The sequence below is a fragment of the Arthrobacter rhizosphaerae genome, from assembly GCF_023062595.1.
GTDB classification, from domain to species: Bacteria; Actinomycetota; Actinomycetes; order Actinomycetales; family Micrococcaceae; genus Arthrobacter; species Arthrobacter rhizosphaerae.
This window is the reverse complement of the sequence record NZ_JALLAN010000010.1, coordinates 69,366-84,364: the sequence shown is the minus strand read 5'-3', so window position 1 is coordinate 84,364 and position 14,999 is coordinate 69,366. Positions and strand designations below refer to the sequence as shown.

15 protein-coding genes and 1 other RNA gene are annotated in these 14,999 nt (G+C 61.5%); 8 read left to right on the top strand and 8 right to left on the bottom strand.

Annotated elements, in window-relative coordinates; genetic code table 11:
• Window positions 1-91: 91 nt before the first annotated feature.
• Window positions 92-664 carry a peptide deformylase gene (def, locus tag MU551_RS14415; RefSeq protein ID WP_247045730.1) on the top strand — a complete coding sequence of 191 codons (573 nt, stop codon included), beginning with the start codon at window positions 92-94 and terminating at the stop codon, window positions 662-664.
• A 3-nt stretch (window positions 665-667) separates the two neighbouring features.
• On the opposite strand, the gene MU551_RS14410 is transcribed toward def, so the two are convergent.
• The 4 genes from MU551_RS14410 to rnpB form a co-directional block, all read right to left on the bottom strand.
• Window positions 668-1,465 carry an HNH endonuclease family protein gene (locus MU551_RS14410; protein WP_247045728.1) on the bottom strand — a complete coding sequence of 266 codons (798 nt, stop codon included), beginning with the start codon at window positions 1,463-1,465 and terminating at the stop codon, window positions 668-670.
• A 183-nt stretch (window positions 1,466-1,648) separates the two neighbouring features.
• A complete protein-coding gene (locus MU551_RS14405) occupies window positions 1,649-1,861 on the bottom strand; it encodes a hypothetical protein (RefSeq protein ID WP_247045726.1) in 213 nt (70 codons plus the stop codon).
• A 62-nt stretch (window positions 1,862-1,923) separates the two neighbouring features.
• Window positions 1,924-3,402: a glyceraldehyde-3-phosphate dehydrogenase gene (locus MU551_RS14400; protein ID WP_308198308.1), complete on the bottom strand. Its 1,479-nt coding sequence runs from the start codon at window positions 3,400-3,402 to the stop codon at window positions 1,924-1,926.
• A gap of 279 nt (window positions 3,403-3,681) precedes the next feature.
• Window positions 3,682-4,075, bottom strand: an RNA gene (rnpB, locus tag MU551_RS14395) — RNase P RNA component class A.
• A 104-nt stretch (window positions 4,076-4,179) separates the two neighbouring features.
• On the opposite strand from rnpB, the gene MU551_RS14390 reads away from it, so the two are divergent.
• Window positions 4,180-4,959 carry a YaaA family protein gene (locus MU551_RS14390; protein WP_247045725.1) on the top strand — a complete coding sequence of 260 codons (780 nt, stop codon included), beginning with the start codon at window positions 4,180-4,182 and terminating at the stop codon, window positions 4,957-4,959.
• Between the two features lie 15 nt (window positions 4,960-4,974).
• On the opposite strand, the gene MU551_RS14385 is transcribed toward MU551_RS14390, so the two are convergent.
• Both MU551_RS14385 and MU551_RS14380 read right to left on the bottom strand, forming a co-directional pair.
• Window positions 4,975-5,712, bottom strand: coding sequence for a zinc ribbon domain-containing protein (locus MU551_RS14385; protein ID WP_247045723.1), 738 nt, complete (start codon window positions 5,710-5,712; stop codon window positions 4,975-4,977).
• Between the two features lie 119 nt (window positions 5,713-5,831).
• Window positions 5,832-6,755 carry a Nif3-like dinuclear metal center hexameric protein gene (locus MU551_RS14380; RefSeq protein WP_247045721.1) on the bottom strand — a complete coding sequence of 308 codons (924 nt, stop codon included), beginning with the start codon at window positions 6,753-6,755 and terminating at the stop codon, window positions 5,832-5,834.
• 99 nt (window positions 6,756-6,854) lie between these two features.
• Between MU551_RS14380 and msrA the strand changes: the two genes are divergently transcribed.
• The 3 genes from msrA (at window position 6,855) to epsC (ending at window position 9,006) form a co-directional block, all read left to right on the top strand.
• Window positions 6,855-7,379, top strand: coding sequence for a peptide-methionine (S)-S-oxide reductase MsrA (msrA, locus tag MU551_RS14375; RefSeq protein ID WP_247045719.1), 525 nt, complete (start codon window positions 6,855-6,857; stop codon window positions 7,377-7,379).
• A 65-nt stretch (window positions 7,380-7,444) separates the two neighbouring features.
• Window positions 7,445-8,380: a cysteine synthase A gene (gene cysK / locus MU551_RS14370; protein WP_247045717.1), complete on the top strand. Its 936-nt coding sequence runs from the start codon at window positions 7,445-7,447 to the stop codon at window positions 8,378-8,380.
• 41 nt (window positions 8,381-8,421) lie between these two features.
• The gene (gene epsC / locus MU551_RS14365; protein WP_247045715.1) at window positions 8,422-9,006 is read left to right on the top strand and encodes a serine O-acetyltransferase EpsC; all 585 of its coding nucleotides are present in this window, start codon (window positions 8,422-8,424) and stop codon (window positions 9,004-9,006) included.
• Window positions 9,007-9,100: 94 nt separating this feature from the next.
• On the opposite strand, the gene gnd is transcribed toward epsC, so the two are convergent.
• On the bottom strand, window positions 9,101-10,537 hold the full coding sequence (gene gnd / locus MU551_RS14360) for an NADP-dependent phosphogluconate dehydrogenase (protein ID WP_247045713.1): 1,437 nt from the start codon (window positions 10,535-10,537) through the stop codon (window positions 9,101-9,103).
• 241 nt (window positions 10,538-10,778) lie between these two features.
• Here gnd and MU551_RS14355 point away from each other — a divergent pair, with 241 nt between their 5' ends.
• The 3 genes from MU551_RS14355 (at window position 10,779) to MU551_RS14345 (ending at window position 13,532) form a co-directional block, all read left to right on the top strand.
• Window positions 10,779-11,504, top strand: a complete 726-nt coding sequence (locus tag MU551_RS14355; RefSeq protein WP_247045711.1) for a FadR/GntR family transcriptional regulator — start codon at window positions 10,779-10,781, stop codon at window positions 11,502-11,504.
• 112 nt (window positions 11,505-11,616) lie between these two features.
• Entirely contained in the window at window positions 11,617-12,672 is a 1,056-nt protein-coding gene (locus MU551_RS14350; protein WP_247045709.1) for a D-2-hydroxyacid dehydrogenase, read from the top strand.
• A gap of 92 nt (window positions 12,673-12,764) precedes the next feature.
• Complete coding sequence (locus MU551_RS14345; protein WP_247045707.1) at window positions 12,765-13,532, top strand: class I SAM-dependent DNA methyltransferase; 768 nt, start codon at window positions 12,765-12,767, stop codon at window positions 13,530-13,532.
• A 93-nt stretch (window positions 13,533-13,625) separates the two neighbouring features.
• On the opposite strand, the gene MU551_RS14340 is transcribed toward MU551_RS14345, so the two are convergent.
• Complete coding sequence (locus MU551_RS14340; protein WP_247045705.1) at window positions 13,626-14,975, bottom strand: MFS transporter; 1,350 nt, start codon at window positions 14,973-14,975, stop codon at window positions 13,626-13,628.
• Between the last annotated feature and the right edge of the window lie 24 nt (window positions 14,976-14,999).

Below are 14,999 nucleotides of genomic sequence, written 5' to 3'. Positions count from 1 at the left end.
GCTTTTGGCCGGCTTTCGCCAAAGACCGTACCGGAATCCGGTACGGTCTTTGTTGTTTTTGTTGCCCCCTGCACTGAAGGAATCCGCCGAGATGACCGTTTTGCCGATCACCATCTGGGGCGAGCCGGTACTCCACCGCCGGGCCGCCGAGGTCGACGTCTTCGACGACGACCTCCGCCGTCTTATTGCGGACATGTTCGAGACCAACGACGCCGCCAATGGCGTCGGACTCGCAGCGCCCCAGATCGGCGTCGGCAAGCGGGTCTTCATCTATAAGTTCGCCAACGATGACGATGTCCCGCCTACGGGAGTCGTGGTGAACCCCGTCCTGACCCTGTCCAAGGTTTCCGGCGCGCTGCCGGATCCGGACGAGGAAGTCGAAGGCTGCCTCTCCTTCCCCGGCGGGCAGTACCCGCTAAAGCGGGCTGAGTGGGTCCGGGTGCAGGGATTCGACGGCGATGGTAAGCCTCTGGATTTCGAAGCCACTGACTGGTTCGCACGGGTCATCCAGCACGAGTACGACCACTTGGACGGCAAGCTGTACGTGAACCGCCTGATTGACAGATACGCCCGCAAGGCGCTGAAGCAGGCCAAGAAGAGCGGATGGGGCGTGCCGGGTCTGACCTGGATGCCGGGCGTTGACCCTGATCCGTTCGGCCACTGAAACTTACTCCACAATAATTGTCTGCTGCCAAGGGCAGGCATCAAGGACCCGCTTCAGGGCGTCCTTCTCTGGCTGGGTGACCCAGAGCCGGTAGGCCGCTTTCACCGAGATTTGCCGGGCAACGTAGTGGCATCTGAAAGCCTTGTTGCCCGGAAGCCAGGTTGCAGCATCCCCGGCACCTTTCTCCTGGTTGGCGGGGCCGTCGGCCGCGATGAGGTTCAGAGGATCGTTGGCCAGGTTCTGCCGCTGTTGCTTTGTCAACTGCTGGGCGCCTTTCTGCCAGGAATCAGCCAAGGCCACCACGTGATCGATCTGGACAGCCATGCTGCTCTCAGAGCCTCGGCGGAACGAGACCAAGGATCCTGTGTAGGGCTCGTGGAAATCACCGCTCGAAACCTTGCAGTCTGAGCCTTCAGTGAACAACTCCCCCGTAAGGTCGCGTCTGAGGATGTCGTTGCGGGTGTCGCAGCCGTTGTGATCGGCGTCGAACCAGGCCTGTCCGAATGCGCTGCGGTCATAGTCGTTCTTAGGGGCGCGGCCCTTGACTGGCAGCTGCTCCAGGGCACCGGCTGCGCTTCCCGCAGGGACGGGCTGGACGGGAGCCACGGGCTTCATCCAATCGCGGTCCAGCACCGGGGCTTCTGAGGGGCCGTTGACCCGGGGCTCCGCGATGGAGAACTGCCCGACGGTGAAGAACCACCCAATGACACAGACGATTCCGAGGATCAGTACAGACAGCAGGGCCCAGGCCTGACGCGAACGACGGCGGGCACGGCGGTAAGCGGACCAGTGGATGGTCATGACTGTCCCGCTGTTCGGGTTCTAACGCTTGGGCGTATTAGATCCAGCGGAAGTCTTTGGCGTAGCGGAAGTCTTTGGGGCACCGGAAAAGCCTAGGGCAGACCACCGACAATTCCGGCGCTATCCACAGTGTGGAGGAACAGTGCAGGAGCAGGTAAGGCCAGTCTGGTACAGCGCCCCGGATTACTGCTCCCTTGTTACCCTGCGAAGATCTTCCTCGGCGAGGTTCATCAGGTCCTCGAGCTGCCTGATCCTGTCATCGCCGATGTCCCCGGCCGCATGTGCGACGCGGGCCTGCTCCAACAGCCGTATGGCTTCTTTATGGTTGGCGCGGGCTACGTCAAGCGCGTGTTCAAGAGTGGTGTCATGTTCTCCGAGAGCTGAGTCTGTATTCATGACACCATTCTGGGCACCTTTCCCGGCTGATACCAGAGTGTCAGCCGGGAATCTCCCGAATGCTAGACCGCGATGGCCGCAAGAACAGAGGCCGGCTCTTTGGCCGGGAACGACGGCGGGTTGACCCCTGCCATCTCCTCCATAACGCGGACTACCTGGCAGCTGTAGCCAAATTCGTTGTCGTACCAGACGTAGAGTACAAGGTTCTTTTCATTGGAAATCGTCGCCAAACCGTCAACGATGCCTGCACGGCGGGATCCCACGAAGTCGGTGGACACCACTTCAGGAGAGTCAATGTAGTCGATCTGCTTGCGCAGCTCCGAGTGCAGGGACATTTCGCGGAGGTAGTTGTTCACGTCCTCCTTGGTGGTGCCGTTTTCGAGGCTCAAGTTCAGGATGGCGAGGGAGACATCCGGCGTGGGAACTCGGATGGAGCTGCCGGTGAGCTTGCCCAACAGCTCGGGCAGCGCCTTCGCCACGGCCTTGGCGGCACCGGTTTCAGTGATCACCATGTTCAGCGCGGCCGAACGCCCGCGGCGGTCACCCTTGTGGAAGTTGTCGATCAGGTTCTGGTCGTTGGTGAAGGAGTGGACCGTCTCGACGTGCCCGTGCACCACACCGTACTTGTCATTGATCGCCTTCAGGACCGGGGTGATGGCGTTGGTTGTGCACGACGCCGCGGTGACAATCTTGTCCGAATCCAGGATTGTCCCGTGGTTGATGCCGTGGACGATGTTCTTGAGCTCGCCCTTGCCCGGAGCCGTCAGCAGCACGCGGGAAACGCCCTGGCTCTGCAGGTGCTGGGAAAGGCCCTCGGCGTCGCGCCAGCGGCCCGTGTTGTCCACCACGAGTGCGTTGTGGATGCCGTAGCTGGTGTAGTCGATGGTGGCAGGGTTGTCCGAGTAGATGACCTGGACCTGGACTCCGTTGGCTGTGATGGTGTTCTTCTCTTCGTCCACACGGATGGTGCCTTCGAAGGAACCGTGCACTGAATCACGGCGGAGCAGGCTTGCCCGCTTGGCCAGATCATTGTCGGAGCCGCGACGGACAACGATAGCGCGCAGGCGCAGCCCGTGGCCTCCACCGGCCTTTTCGATGAGCAGGCGTGCCAGCAGGCGTCCGATGCGTCCAAAACCATAAAGCACGACGTCGGTGCTGGTGCGGTCATCGCCCCCGTGCTTGCCCACGATGTCCGAAAGCTCGTCGCGCAGGAATTCTTCCAGTGTCGCGCCATTGCCTTCGACCTTGAACTTCTGGTTGAGCCGGGCGATGTCGATTGCCGCAGCCCCAAGTTCGAGCTGGGACAGGATGTTAAGCAAAGGAGCTGTCTCTTCGAGAAGCAGTTCGTCCTTGCTCATGCGGCGTGCAAACCGGTGCGCCTTCAGGATGTTCATGGTGGACTTATTGATCAGGCTGCGTCCGTGGATGCTGGTGACCACGTTGTTCTCGCGGTACAGCCGGCCGATCACAGGGATCATGGCCTCGGCTAGCGCCTCCCGGCCCATCCACGTATCAAGACAAGAATCTGACGTCTGGCTCACAGAACTACCTTCCTTGGGTCAACTGCATACGTCTTCGTATGAAGATGTCGGCCGCCGGAGGTGTTCCGGGGCGCAGGCATCGGCGGGGATTCGGTCCACCCCGGATGCCTTGGAGAAGCGCAAAGAAAAACCGCCCCTGCAAACGCAGATCCGGCGGCAGAACTTCTACGTTCACTGTCCATTCTAGAGGCGAGGGGCTTGACTTCCTGCCTCAGGAGGGCGTGAAGTCACTCACACGAACAGGCAAGCCATGCCTCACCTGCAACGTGGCGGGGTATGTGGATGGGTTGACCGATACGCCGGGTTCTGTGTTCCCGCACTGTTACCGGCACGGGAATAGCGACCATCCATCTACGGACGCCGTTGCCGACGCCCTCCAGCGGCCTACCCGGGCACTCGGGCGAGCAGCCCTCAATCGCGCCCTGTATGGCCTTGCTCCGGGTGGGGTTTACCTAGCCTTCCCGGTCACCCGGGAAGCTGGTGGTCTCTTACACCACCGTTTCACCCTTACCTGCGCGTCAGGTTGTGCGAACACAACCAAACTGCAGGCGGTCTGTTTTCTGTGGCACTGGCCTGCGGGTTACCCCGAGTGGGCGTTACCCACCACCCTGCTCTGCGGAGCCCGGACGTTCCTCGAGCCACTTTCGTGACGCGCGGCCGCCTGGTCAACCCATCCGAGTCCATTCTACGGGCAGCCGCTCCACCGGCTGCACCGCTGGTCCACGGGAAGCCACCGTCATCTTTGGCGCCCTCCGTGGCGGCCCCTAAGATCGTACGGTGCTGATTCTGCTCCCCCCTTCCGAAGGCAAGACACCGGCCGTCCATGGCGACGCCGTTCACTGGCCAACCCTGAGTTTTCCCGAGCTGAATGCCTACCGTGCTGAAGTACTGGAGGCACTCGGTACTGTGAGCGCGCATGAAGATGCCCTCGCCCTCCTGGGCGTTGGGGCATCGCTGAAGGACGACGTCGACCGCAACACCCGCCTGCACCGGGAACCGGCAGCACCCGCTCACCAGGTCTACTCGGGTGTCCTGTACGACGCACTGGGTTACCAGTCCCTGACTCCGGCACAGCGGAAAAAGGCGCATGACTCGGTGCTGGTCATCTCGGCCTTGTGGGGGGCCATCCGTTTCGATGACCGGGTGCCCGCCTACCGGTTATCGATGGGAACGGCACTTCCCGACGTCGGACGCCTGGCTTCCTTCTGGAAGCCCCGGATCACGGCCGCCCTTGCCGGCCTTACTGCCGGCGAGCTGTTCGTGGACTGCCGCTCAAGCACCTACGCCGCGGCATGGGCGCCGCCGGCGGCGCAGACGGTTGCGGTCAATGTCTTTACGGAGGTAGCAGGAGTGCGCAAGGTGGTCAGCCACTTCGCCAAGCACACCCGTGGCGAGGTTGCCCGGCATCTGCTGACCCGGCGAGGGAATGCTCCGGGCACTCCGGCGCAACTGCTGAAGGCTGCCGGCGAGAAGTGGAGCTGTGAACTCGTTGAAGGCACGGCCCGCAAGGCCCACACGCTCAACATCATCCTGCCCGGCCAGGCCAGGTTGCCATGAACGCTTGCGAGGGCCTTAGGCCCACTCAGCCGAGCGGACAAGGATGCAGCCGGAGTCCGGGCAGAATACGATGTCATCTTCTGCCGCTGCCTTGATCTCGGCGAGGTCGCCTGGGCTGAGCTGCATGCCCGAACCTTCAGACTTGCCGTGGAAGAGCCGGGCAGCCCCGACTCCCCTCTTGGCGAGTGTCTTTTCATAGACCGCCAGCATCCCGCCGTCGAGTCCGGAAGCGAACGCTGACCGCTGGCCGGAAACTGCATGCTCCTCAGTGGAGACTTCGGCGAGGGCGGCATCGAGTTCGGCCCGGATCACGCTGAAGGAAGCCTTGATATCGTCCACGATCTGCTGCTGGGCCGCTTGGCGTTCCCGCAGCGCATCGAGCCGTTCCATTACGCCGAGTTCGACGTCCTCGAGATCTGAGCGCCTCTTGTTCAGAGAGGCAATGTCCTTCTGAAGCGCAACAAGATCCTTGGACAATCCCGTGCCGCTGTTGAGTCGCGCTTCGTCCCGCGCGATCCGCGAGGCAACCTGCTCGACGTCGTCCTCGGCGCGCTTGAGCTCCGTCTCGGCGTCGTGTACGGCCATCTTGGCCGCCCCCAACTCGCCGTTGGCCACGCTGAGTGCCGCCTCAAGGTCGGTGATGCGGGGATCGTTTTCAAGAGTACGACGGCGGTTGGACAGTGACTTGAGTTTGGCATCAAGCCCCTGAAGTTCCAGCAACTTCAATTGTTCCGCCGGTGCTGCCTTGGCCACTGATACCTCCGCTTGTTCCAACCGGCCGAAGCCGGACGCCGTGCGGCGCTCTTTAGACTCTAGCGCCTGCGCTGCTCCCCTGCCTCGCTGCGCTCACCCGGGCCCCTCGCACCTCAGGCTTAGCCGGGAGTCAGAATGAAGTCCCAGGGATCGCTGTTGGTAGTGCTGACTTGGATCTCCACCTCGTGGCCCTGGTCGTTCAGGACGTTGCCCAGTGCTTCCGCGGCTGCCGGCAGCCACAGCCACTCGCTGGCGAAGTGCGAAACATCAATCAGGTAGGGCCTGCCGTTAACGGCGGCCTCGCGCGCTTCGGACGCAGGGTGGTGGCGCAGGTCGGCCGTGACAAAGATATCGGCGTTGCTGGCCCTGACCTCGTTGAACAGGGAGTCCCCGGCACCGCCGCAGACGGCAACCCTGCGGATGAGCCCGTCCTTGTCCCCGGAGACACGGACTCCGCCCGCAACTGAGGGAAGGATACCGAACACCCGGGCGGCAAAGTCTCCGAGGGTCATAACGTCGGCGAGATCGCCCACGCGGCCTATCCCTTCTTCAGGCAGGCCGTTTGCAGCGGCCATCAACGGCACCACGTTCTGGAGACCCAAGGCGTCAGCAAGGACGTCGGAGACGCCTCCGACGGCGGAATCACCGTTTGTGTGGACTGTGAGGAGCCCCGTGCCGGACTCAATCAGCCGGTGGACGGCTGCGCCTTTGGGGGTGGTGGCTGCGACGGAGTTGACGCCCTTAAGCAGCAGAGGGTGATGGGTGATCAGGAGCTGGGCGCCCCATTGGATGGCCTCTTCGATGACTTCCAGGGTGGGATCCACGGCGAACATGATCCGCTTGACGGACGCAGACGGATGCCCGGCCACAAGGCCCACTTCGTCCCATTCTTCTGCAAGGGACTCGGGCCAAAGCTCCTCCACAGCGAGCAGAATTTCACCCAGTGTGGGCGTCAAGGACACGTTCTCGGTCCCCGAGGGGTCCGGTGTGGGTGTGCCCTGCGCGGAGGGCGCCGTTGAAACATCCGTGTTCACTGGTTCCATACCCCCATTTTTACCCTATTACAGGGCCTCGACTGGACGCGTTGCACTCTCGTAAGGTTGTCCGGGAATCATCGGACTGCTTCAACCATTGAAGAGGACATGAAAACGTTTGTACTTGGCGGAGGCTGCTTCTGGTGCCTGGACGCCGTCTACCAAATAACCAAGGGTGTCAGCTCGGTAATCTCAGGCTATACCGGAGGCCACGATCCTCATCCCGACTACTACTCGGTGTGTGCCGGCACCACCGGGCACGCCGAGGTTGTGGCCGTTACCTTCGACGAGGATGTAATCCCGGCAGATGTCATTCTTGACATGTTTTTTGCCTTGCATGATCCCACCACGCTGAACAGGCAGGGGTACGACGTCGGCACCCAGTACCGTTCCTCGATGTTCTACCAGACAACGGAGGAGAAGATCCTTTTTGAGGAGGCCATCGAGCGGAACCAGGCTCTGTGGTCCCATCCGATAGTTACCGAGGTCAGCCGGCTGCCCCGATTCTTCGTAGCTGAGGAATTCCACCAGAACTACTACGGCAAACACCCCGAGCAGGGCTATTGCCAGGTCATCATCAACCCGAAGCTGGCCAAGGCCCGGAAATATTACTCTGCATGGCTTAACGCTTAGCAAGGGTTCCCGGGCCTCGTTAGGCTGACCTCAGTATTCCCACCTCAGAGAACAGGCTCAGATACATGGCACGGATCTATGATGACGTTACCCAGCTGGTCGGCGGCACTCCGCTGGTCAGGCTCAACAGGCTGACTGATGGCCTTGACGCAACAGTGGCCGTCAAGCTTGAGTTCTACAACCCGGCCAACAGCGTCAAGGACCGCATCGGTGTTGCAATCATCGATGCAGCCGAGAAGTCCGGCGCGCTGAAGCCCGGCGGAACCATCGTCGAGGGAACGTCCGGCAATACTGGCATCGCCCTGGCAATGGTGGGTGCCGCCCGCGGTTACAAGGTCATCCTGACCATGCCCGAAACCATGTCCACAGAGCGCCGCGTTATGCTGCGCGCCTTTGGTGCCGAGATCGTGCTCACGCCAGGTTCTGAGGGAATGCGCGGAGCAGTGGAAAAGGCGCAGGAAATTGTCGCCAACACCGAGAACTCCATCTGGGCTCAGCAGTTCGCCAATGAGGCCAACCCCGAGATCCACCGCACCACCACGGCCGAAGAAATCTGGACGGACACTGACGGCAAGGTGGATATCTTCGTATCCGGCGTCGGCACGGGCGGTACCATCACCGGCGTCGGGCAGGTCCTGAAGGAACGCAACCCCGGTGTCCAGATCGTGGCCGTGGAACCGAAAGACTCGGCCATCCTCAACGGTGGCGCACCTGGCCCGCACAAAATCCAGGGAATCGGCGCGAACTTCGTTCCGGAGATCCTGGACACCAACGTCTATGACGAGGTCCTGGACGCAACTCTCGAAGACTCCGTACGGGTCGCACGCGAACTCGGCATCAAGGAAGGCATCCTGGGCGGCATTTCCTCGGGCGCCATTGTGTGGGGCGCGCTTGAGCTGGCGAAGCGCCCGGAAAATGCGGGCAAGCTGATTGTGGCAGTCGTCTGCGACTTCGGCGAGCGTTACATCTCCACTGTGCTCTATGACGATATCCGCGGCTGATACTTCGCCCGCTCTCCCCCATTTCCTGTAGAAAGATCTTTGTGAGCTTTTTCGCAAGACTTAAGGAAGACCTCGACGCCGCCCGGTCACACGACCCGGCGGCTCGAGGTTCTTTTGAGAACTTTTTCGCATACTCCGGTTTGCACGCCATCTGGGCACATCGTGTGACCCACCGGCTGTGGCAAACTCCTTCGTTGCGGTTCCCCGCCCGGCTGATCTCCCAGCTGGCCCGGTTCCTCACGGGCATCGAGATCCACCCCGGTGCCACCATAGGCCGCCGGTTCTTTATCGACCACGGTATGGGTGTGGTCATCGGCGAGACGGCGGAGATCGGCGAGGACGTGATGATTTATCACGGTGTGACCCTCGGCGGGCGTTCCCTCGCCAAGGTTAAGCGGCACCCCACCATTGGCGACCGCGTTACCATCGGTGCCGGCGCCAAGATCCTGGGCCCCATCACCATTGGGCGTGACAGTGCTGTCGGTGCCAATGCCGTCGTCGTCAAGGACGCGCCGGCTGAATCGATTGTCACCGGCGTTCCTGCGACCTGGCGCCACCGCGACGCCCAGCGCGAAACAAAGGCAGCCGTTGACCCTGCCGAGTACTACATCGAATACCGGATCTGACAGCCTCCTGGACCTCGATCCACCTCGGACGCAGAAACAAAGAACGGCCGGCGGCTCCCACTGCGAGTCGCCGGCCGTTCTGTTGCGGCAGGAACTAGTGCGTGTCCACTGCGGCGATTTCGGACTTGTCTTCGCCCCAAAGAGTGTGGAATGTGCCTTCGGCGTCAACACGGCCGTAGGTGTGGGCTCCGAACAGGTCACGCTGGCCCTGGATCACGGCGGCGGGGAGGCGCTTGCGGCGCAGGCCGTCGTAGTAGGCCAGGGACGAGGAGAATACCGGAACGGGGATGCCCAGCTGAACGGCAGTGGCTACAACACGTCGCCATGCCGGAAGAACCTCGGCGATCGCCTTGGTGAAGGCCGGTGCGAAGAGCAGGTTTGCGGGCTTCTCCTCGGCGGCGTAGGCCTTGGTGATTTCCTTGAGCAGTTCGGCGCGGATGATGCAGCCGCCCCGCCACAGCGAAGCGATCTCGTCAAGCTTCAGGTCCCAGCCATATTCCTTGGCTGCGGAGGTCAGCATGTCCAGGCCCTGGGCGTAGGAGACAAGCTTGGAGGCGTACAGGGCCTGCCTGACATCCTCGACGAATGTAGCGGGCACCTCGACGTCGATTTCCTCACCTGCGAGGAGCTCCTGGGCCAGCTTGCGCTGCTCCGCCTGTGAGGAGAGCGCCCGGGCGAAAACGGACTCGGCAATACCCGACGTCGGGGAACCGAGTTCCAGCGCGGAAATGACGGTCCAACGGCCGGTGCCCTTTTGACCGGCAGCGTCCACTAAGACGTCGACAAACGGTTTACCCGTCTTCGAGTCCACGTGGCCCAGAACCTCGGCCGAGATCTCGATCAGGAAGGAGGCGAGATCGCCCTGGTTCCATTCAGCGAAGATCTTCGACTGTTCTGCCGGCTCGATGCCTGCCCCTGAGCGGAGCAGGTCGAAGGCTTCACCGATAACCTGCATGTCGGCGTATTCGATGCCGTTGTGGACCATCTTGACGAAGTGGCCGGCGCCATCAGTGCCGATCCAGGCGCAACACGGCTTACCGTCGACCTGGGCTGCGATCTTCTCCAGCAGGGGCCCGAGGGCATCGTAGGACTCCTTCGAGCCGCCCGGCATGATGGAGGGACCGTTGAGTGCACCTTCTTCCCCACCGGAAACTCCAATACCCACAAAGTGCAGGTCCTTGGCAGCAAGGGCGGCTTCCCGGCGACGGGTGTCCTCGTAGTGCGAGTTGCCGGCGTCGATGATGATGTCGCCAGGCTCCAACAAGGGCTCCAACTGCTCAATCACCGAGTCGACGGGCTTGCCGGCCTTGACCATGATGAGCACGCGGCGCGGCTTCTCCAGGGAATCAACCAGTTCCTGCAGGGTTTCGGTTCGGACAAAGTCGCCGTCGTGCCCGTGCTTTTCCAGCAGGACATCCGTCTTCTCCACGGACCTGTTGTGCAGGGCAACGGTGAAGCCGTTCCTGGCGAGGTTTCGGGCCAGGTTGGCACCCATGACCGCGAGGCCGGTGACACCGATGTGTGCAGACATCAAAACTCCAATTCATTCATGTGCAGGGTATGCATCCAGTCCCGCACTTCCTGCGGAACACAGTTTGAGAACCAGTGGATATGAATAAAGCATATGTATTGCCGGGCAGTACGGGGAAGTTCAGCCCACGTACTGGAAGACTTTGCGTCATAAAAAGGCCAAAAGGCCTGTCCGGGTGCATCTTCCGAACTGCCGGCAACCAGCTGAAGGAAACAACACGGGCACGATTATGCTTACCACTATGTCAACCAGCCTCCACCATCGCGCCATTGAACATTTGGGGACCAGCATCGTCGGAGGAAGCCTTCCCGCAGGCCATGTTGTCTTGGCTGAGCAACTGGAGGATGAACTTAAAGTATCCCGCTCGGTTGTCCGCGAAGCAGTCCGTGTGCTGCAGTCCCTCGGCTTGGTCGAAACGATCAAGAGAGTAGGCATCCGGGTCCTTCCCGCCGACCGCTGGAACCCGTTTGATCCGCTCGTGATCCGGTGGCGTCTTGCCGGGGATGCCCGCGGAGCCCAACTCCGCTCTCTCGCGGAGCTCCGTTCAGCAGTGGAACCAATAGCTGCAGAGCTTGCGGCCCTCAACGCGCCGGAGGCCCTTCGGAGGGAGCTTCTGGAAGTGTCCGACGCCATGAGGGCCGCAGGCGAGGCAGGCGACCTGCCTCTGTTCCTGAACCTGGACATCCGGTTTCATTCATTACTGCTCACGGGTTCGGGCAACGAGATGTTCGCAAATCTCGTAGGGCAGGTGGCCGAAACGCTGACAGGCCGGACCGTCCTCGGATTGATGCCCGACCACCCCAGTGAAGCTGCACTGCGGTGGCACAGAGAAGTGGCAGAGGCGATCGCCGCCGCAGATTCAGTGGGTGCACGGGAAGCCGCAGACAGGATCATGCGCCACTCCCTGGCTGAATTGGAGCCCAACTGGCGAGATCAACCGCGGGTATTTCTACAGCCTCACCACTAAGATTCTGGCGCTTGAGCCTCGCCACGGGAGCAGAGGGAAAGACTCCCGTAAGCTGAGGACTTCCTCGAGCAAACTGTTCAGTATTCTTGACTGTATTCAGTATGATGAACAAATGACGTCTTCTCAAACCATCGTCGCGATCGCCGTACCGCTCGAAGCTGAGCACGTGGAGCGGATCCGCGCCGTAGATCCCTCTGTGACTGTGCTGTACGAACCCGACCTTCTTCCTCCGGAACGTTTCCCGGCTGACCATTCAGGGGACCCGGACTTTCAGCGGACCCCCGAGCAGGAAGACCGGTACTGGGAAATGCTCAACAAGGCCGAGGTCCTGTACGGGTTTCCCAACGAAAGCCCCAGCGGCCTGGCCAGAATCGCCGGCAGTAACCCCCATCTGCAATGGATCCATGCCATGGCCGCCGGTGCAGGCGGTGCAGTCAAAGCCTCTGGGCTGGACAGCCACACTCTCCAGAAATTCCAGGTCACAACCTCTGCCGGCGTGCATGCCCTGCCCCTCGCGGAATTCACTGCGCTCGGCATCCTCAACGGATTCAAACGCAGCGCTGAACTCGCACAGGACCAGGCCGCCAAAGCGTGGCCTGAACTCCGCGTTCCCACGCGTTTGGTCAACGGCTCCCGGCTGGTGGTGGCAGGCCTGGGTGAAATCGGACTTGAGACGGCCAGGATCGCCCGGGCCCTGGGCATGAAGGTCAGCGGCACCAAGCGCTCGGTGGCACCGATCGACGGAATTGACGAAGTAGCTGACAACAGCGGCCTGGCCGGGCTTGTGGCTTCGGCAGACGCCGTCGTCAACACACTGCCCGGCACTCCCTATACGGAGAAACTCTTCAACCGGGAGATTTTTTCGGCCATGAAGCCCGGCACCGTGTTCATCAACGTGGGCCGCGGGACGGTGGTGGACGAGGACGCCCTGCTGGAAGCCCTGAACAACGGCCAGGTCTCCTACGCATGCCTGGACGTCTTCGCCGTCGAGCCTCTCCCGCAGGAGAGTCCCCTGTGGAACCACCCAAAGGTCATGGTTTCACCGCACACCTCGGCCCTCAGCGCCGCCGAGAACCGGCTTATCGCCGACCGCTTCTGCAGCAACCTGCGCACTTATCTCGACGGCGGAGAACTCCCCCATCTGGTTGATACCCTGCATTTCTACTAAAACTCAAAGGCCCGGCTGGATTTCGATTATGTGTTGATTTCCCGGCCGGGCCTTTTGTATGCAGGCCGCGCGGCTTATGCAATAGTGGCGGGATGGTCGATCAGCAACAGCTTTGGGATGACGCGGTCGCGAAAGAGTACGACACGCCCGGGCAGGGGATGTTCTCCCCGGAGGTCCTTCGGCCCACGGTAGAGCTCCTGTCAGAACTCGCGGATGACGGTCCGGCCATCGAGTTCGCCATCGGCACGGGTCGTGTAGCCATCCCGCTAGCAGAGGCGGGAGTCCAGGTCAGCGGCATCGAACTGTCACACGCGATGATCTCCCGACTACGTGAAAAGGTCGGAGAGGACCAGATTCCCGTTGTTCAAGGCGACATGATCAAGGCATCGGCTGGCGGGAACTTTTCGCTGGCCTTTCTCGTGTTCAACACCATCTCAAACCTCCTGACACAGGACGATCAGGTCAGCTGTTTCCAGAACGCTGCCCGCCATCTGGCACCAGACGGGCACTTCGTTATTGAGCTCTGGGTGCCGCAACTGCGTTCACTGCCACCCGGACACGACGGGACAGTCGAGGTGAGTCAGCCCGGCTATCTTCTGGTCGATACCTATGACGTGTTACTGCAGCATGTCATCTCGCACCACGTGCGGTTCGGCCCCGAGCTGTCGGAAGGGCGCGAGGCAAGGATTGGACGGACACCACACCGGTACATCTGGCCCAGCGAGCTCGACCTTATGGCGCGGCTGGCCGGATTTGAGCTCGAATCCAGATGGGCGGACTGGGACCGCAGCGAATTCACCGCGGACTCCCGCAGCCACGTCTCTGTATACCGGAAAGTCGATGTCACTCCCGCCCAATGAGTTTATGAGAGCTGGTAACGCAAAGGCGGCCCTCCCGAAGGAGGGCCGCCTTTTCCTCTAGACGACGAGGTGTGCGAGAGAGTAACGAGAGGACTAGCTTGCGTCCTCGACGAGCAGGAGGTCGCGGCCTCTGGTTTCAGGAGTGAAGAAGGTTGTGGCAAAGGAGATCAGCGCCAGCACCCCAGAGTAGATAGCCAGAACAAGCCACGAATACCCGGTGGCCGCGAGCAGGGCAGCGCCCACGAGCGGAACGAGACCGCCGGCCAGCACCGCGGAAAGCTCGCGACTCATGGCAACGCCGGTGAAACGGTATTGCGATCCGAACAGTTCCGGCAGGAGCGGGCACTGCGGGCCAAGCATGGACTGCACGCCGAGTGCGATGCCCACCACCATGACCACCCAGACGAGCGTTACGTTGCCGAGAGTAACCAGGTAGAAGGCCGGGAAGGCAATGAGGGCCTGGAACAGGGCACCGTAGCGGTAGACCGGGACCCGTCCGAAGCGGTCTGACAGGGCACCGAAGGTAACCACCATAACGGCGGCGAAGCCGGCGGCGATGAGGAGGCCAACGGGACCAATGAACTTGTCTCCCGGGAATACTCCTGCCGGAGCGGCAAGGAAGGCAACCAGCAGCGCCGAGTAGATCGAGGAGTTTCCGTTCTCACCCATCCGCAGCCCGATGCCGATCAGCACATTCTTTTTCGAGTGCTTCCAGAGCTCTCCCACGGGGTTTTTGACAACGTTCTTGTGCTTCTCCAGCTCCTGGAAGACCGGTGTCTCCTTCAATCGCAGCCGGATAAAGATAGCAACAGCAATCAACAGGATGCTGGCCAGAAAGGGGACGCGCCACAGCCAGCCTTCAAGAACAGCCTTGTCTGCCATCGCGATGAGAGCAAAGGTACCGGCGCCCAGAAGCGTACCCAGCTGGATGCCAACGAAGGGGAGAGAGGCGAAGAAACCACGACGCCGCCTCGGGGCAACTTCCGAGATGAGCGTTGTGGCTCCGGCCTGCTCTGCGCCCGCACCGAGCCCCTGGAGGATTCGCAGGGTCACAAGCAGAACGGCGCCAAGCATGCCGGCCTGTTCAAAGGTAGGCAGGAGGCCGATGGCGAAGCTCGCAGCTCCCATGAGGCCGATCGTCAGGATCAGCACCATCTTCCGGCCGAAGCGGTCCCCGATGTAGCCGAAGATGACACCGCCGAAGGGGCGGGCCGCAAAACCAACACCGTATGTGGCGAAGGATGCAATCAGCGCACCCTCAGCGCCAAGAGGTTTGAAGAACAGGGGCCCAAAAATCAGAGCAGAGGCCAAGCCGTAGATGTAGAAGTCGTAGTACTCCAGCGCGGAACCCACGGAGCTGGCAAGAGTCGCCCTTCGCAGCTGTTCCGGTTCGACGACGGCGCCGTCCGCATCAGCCAGCGGTAATTCAGTACGAGTTGTCACAAGCACTCCCTTAAGAACACTCCA

What these genes read in the sequence shown, in the direction of transcription:
- def (WP_247045730.1), top strand. Translation starts at nt 92, where the DNA reads ATGACCGTTTTGCCGATCACCATCTGGGGCGAGCCGGTACTCCACCGC.
- MU551_RS14410 (WP_247045728.1), bottom strand. Translation starts at nt 1,465, where the DNA reads ATGACCATCCACTGGTCCGCTTACCGCCGTGCCCGCCGTCGTTCGCGT.
- MU551_RS14405 (WP_247045726.1), bottom strand. Translation starts at nt 1,861, where the DNA reads ATGAATACAGACTCAGCTCTCGGAGAACATGACACCACTCTTGAACAC.
- MU551_RS14380 (WP_247045721.1), bottom strand. Translation starts at nt 6,755, where the DNA reads ATGGAACCAGTGAACACGGATGTTTCAACGGCGCCCTCCGCGCAGGGC.
- msrA (WP_247045719.1), top strand. Translation starts at nt 6,855, where the DNA reads ATGAAAACGTTTGTACTTGGCGGAGGCTGCTTCTGGTGCCTGGACGCC.
- cysK (WP_247045717.1), top strand. Translation starts at nt 7,445, where the DNA reads ATGGCACGGATCTATGATGACGTTACCCAGCTGGTCGGCGGCACTCCG.
- gnd (WP_247045713.1), bottom strand. Translation starts at nt 10,537, where the DNA reads ATGTCTGCACACATCGGTGTCACCGGCCTCGCGGTCATGGGTGCCAAC.
- MU551_RS14355 (WP_247045711.1), top strand. Translation starts at nt 10,779, where the DNA reads ATGTCAACCAGCCTCCACCATCGCGCCATTGAACATTTGGGGACCAGC.
- MU551_RS14350 (WP_247045709.1), top strand. Translation starts at nt 11,617, where the DNA reads ATGACGTCTTCTCAAACCATCGTCGCGATCGCCGTACCGCTCGAAGCT.
- MU551_RS14345 (WP_247045707.1), top strand. Translation starts at nt 12,765, where the DNA reads ATGGTCGATCAGCAACAGCTTTGGGATGACGCGGTCGCGAAAGAGTAC.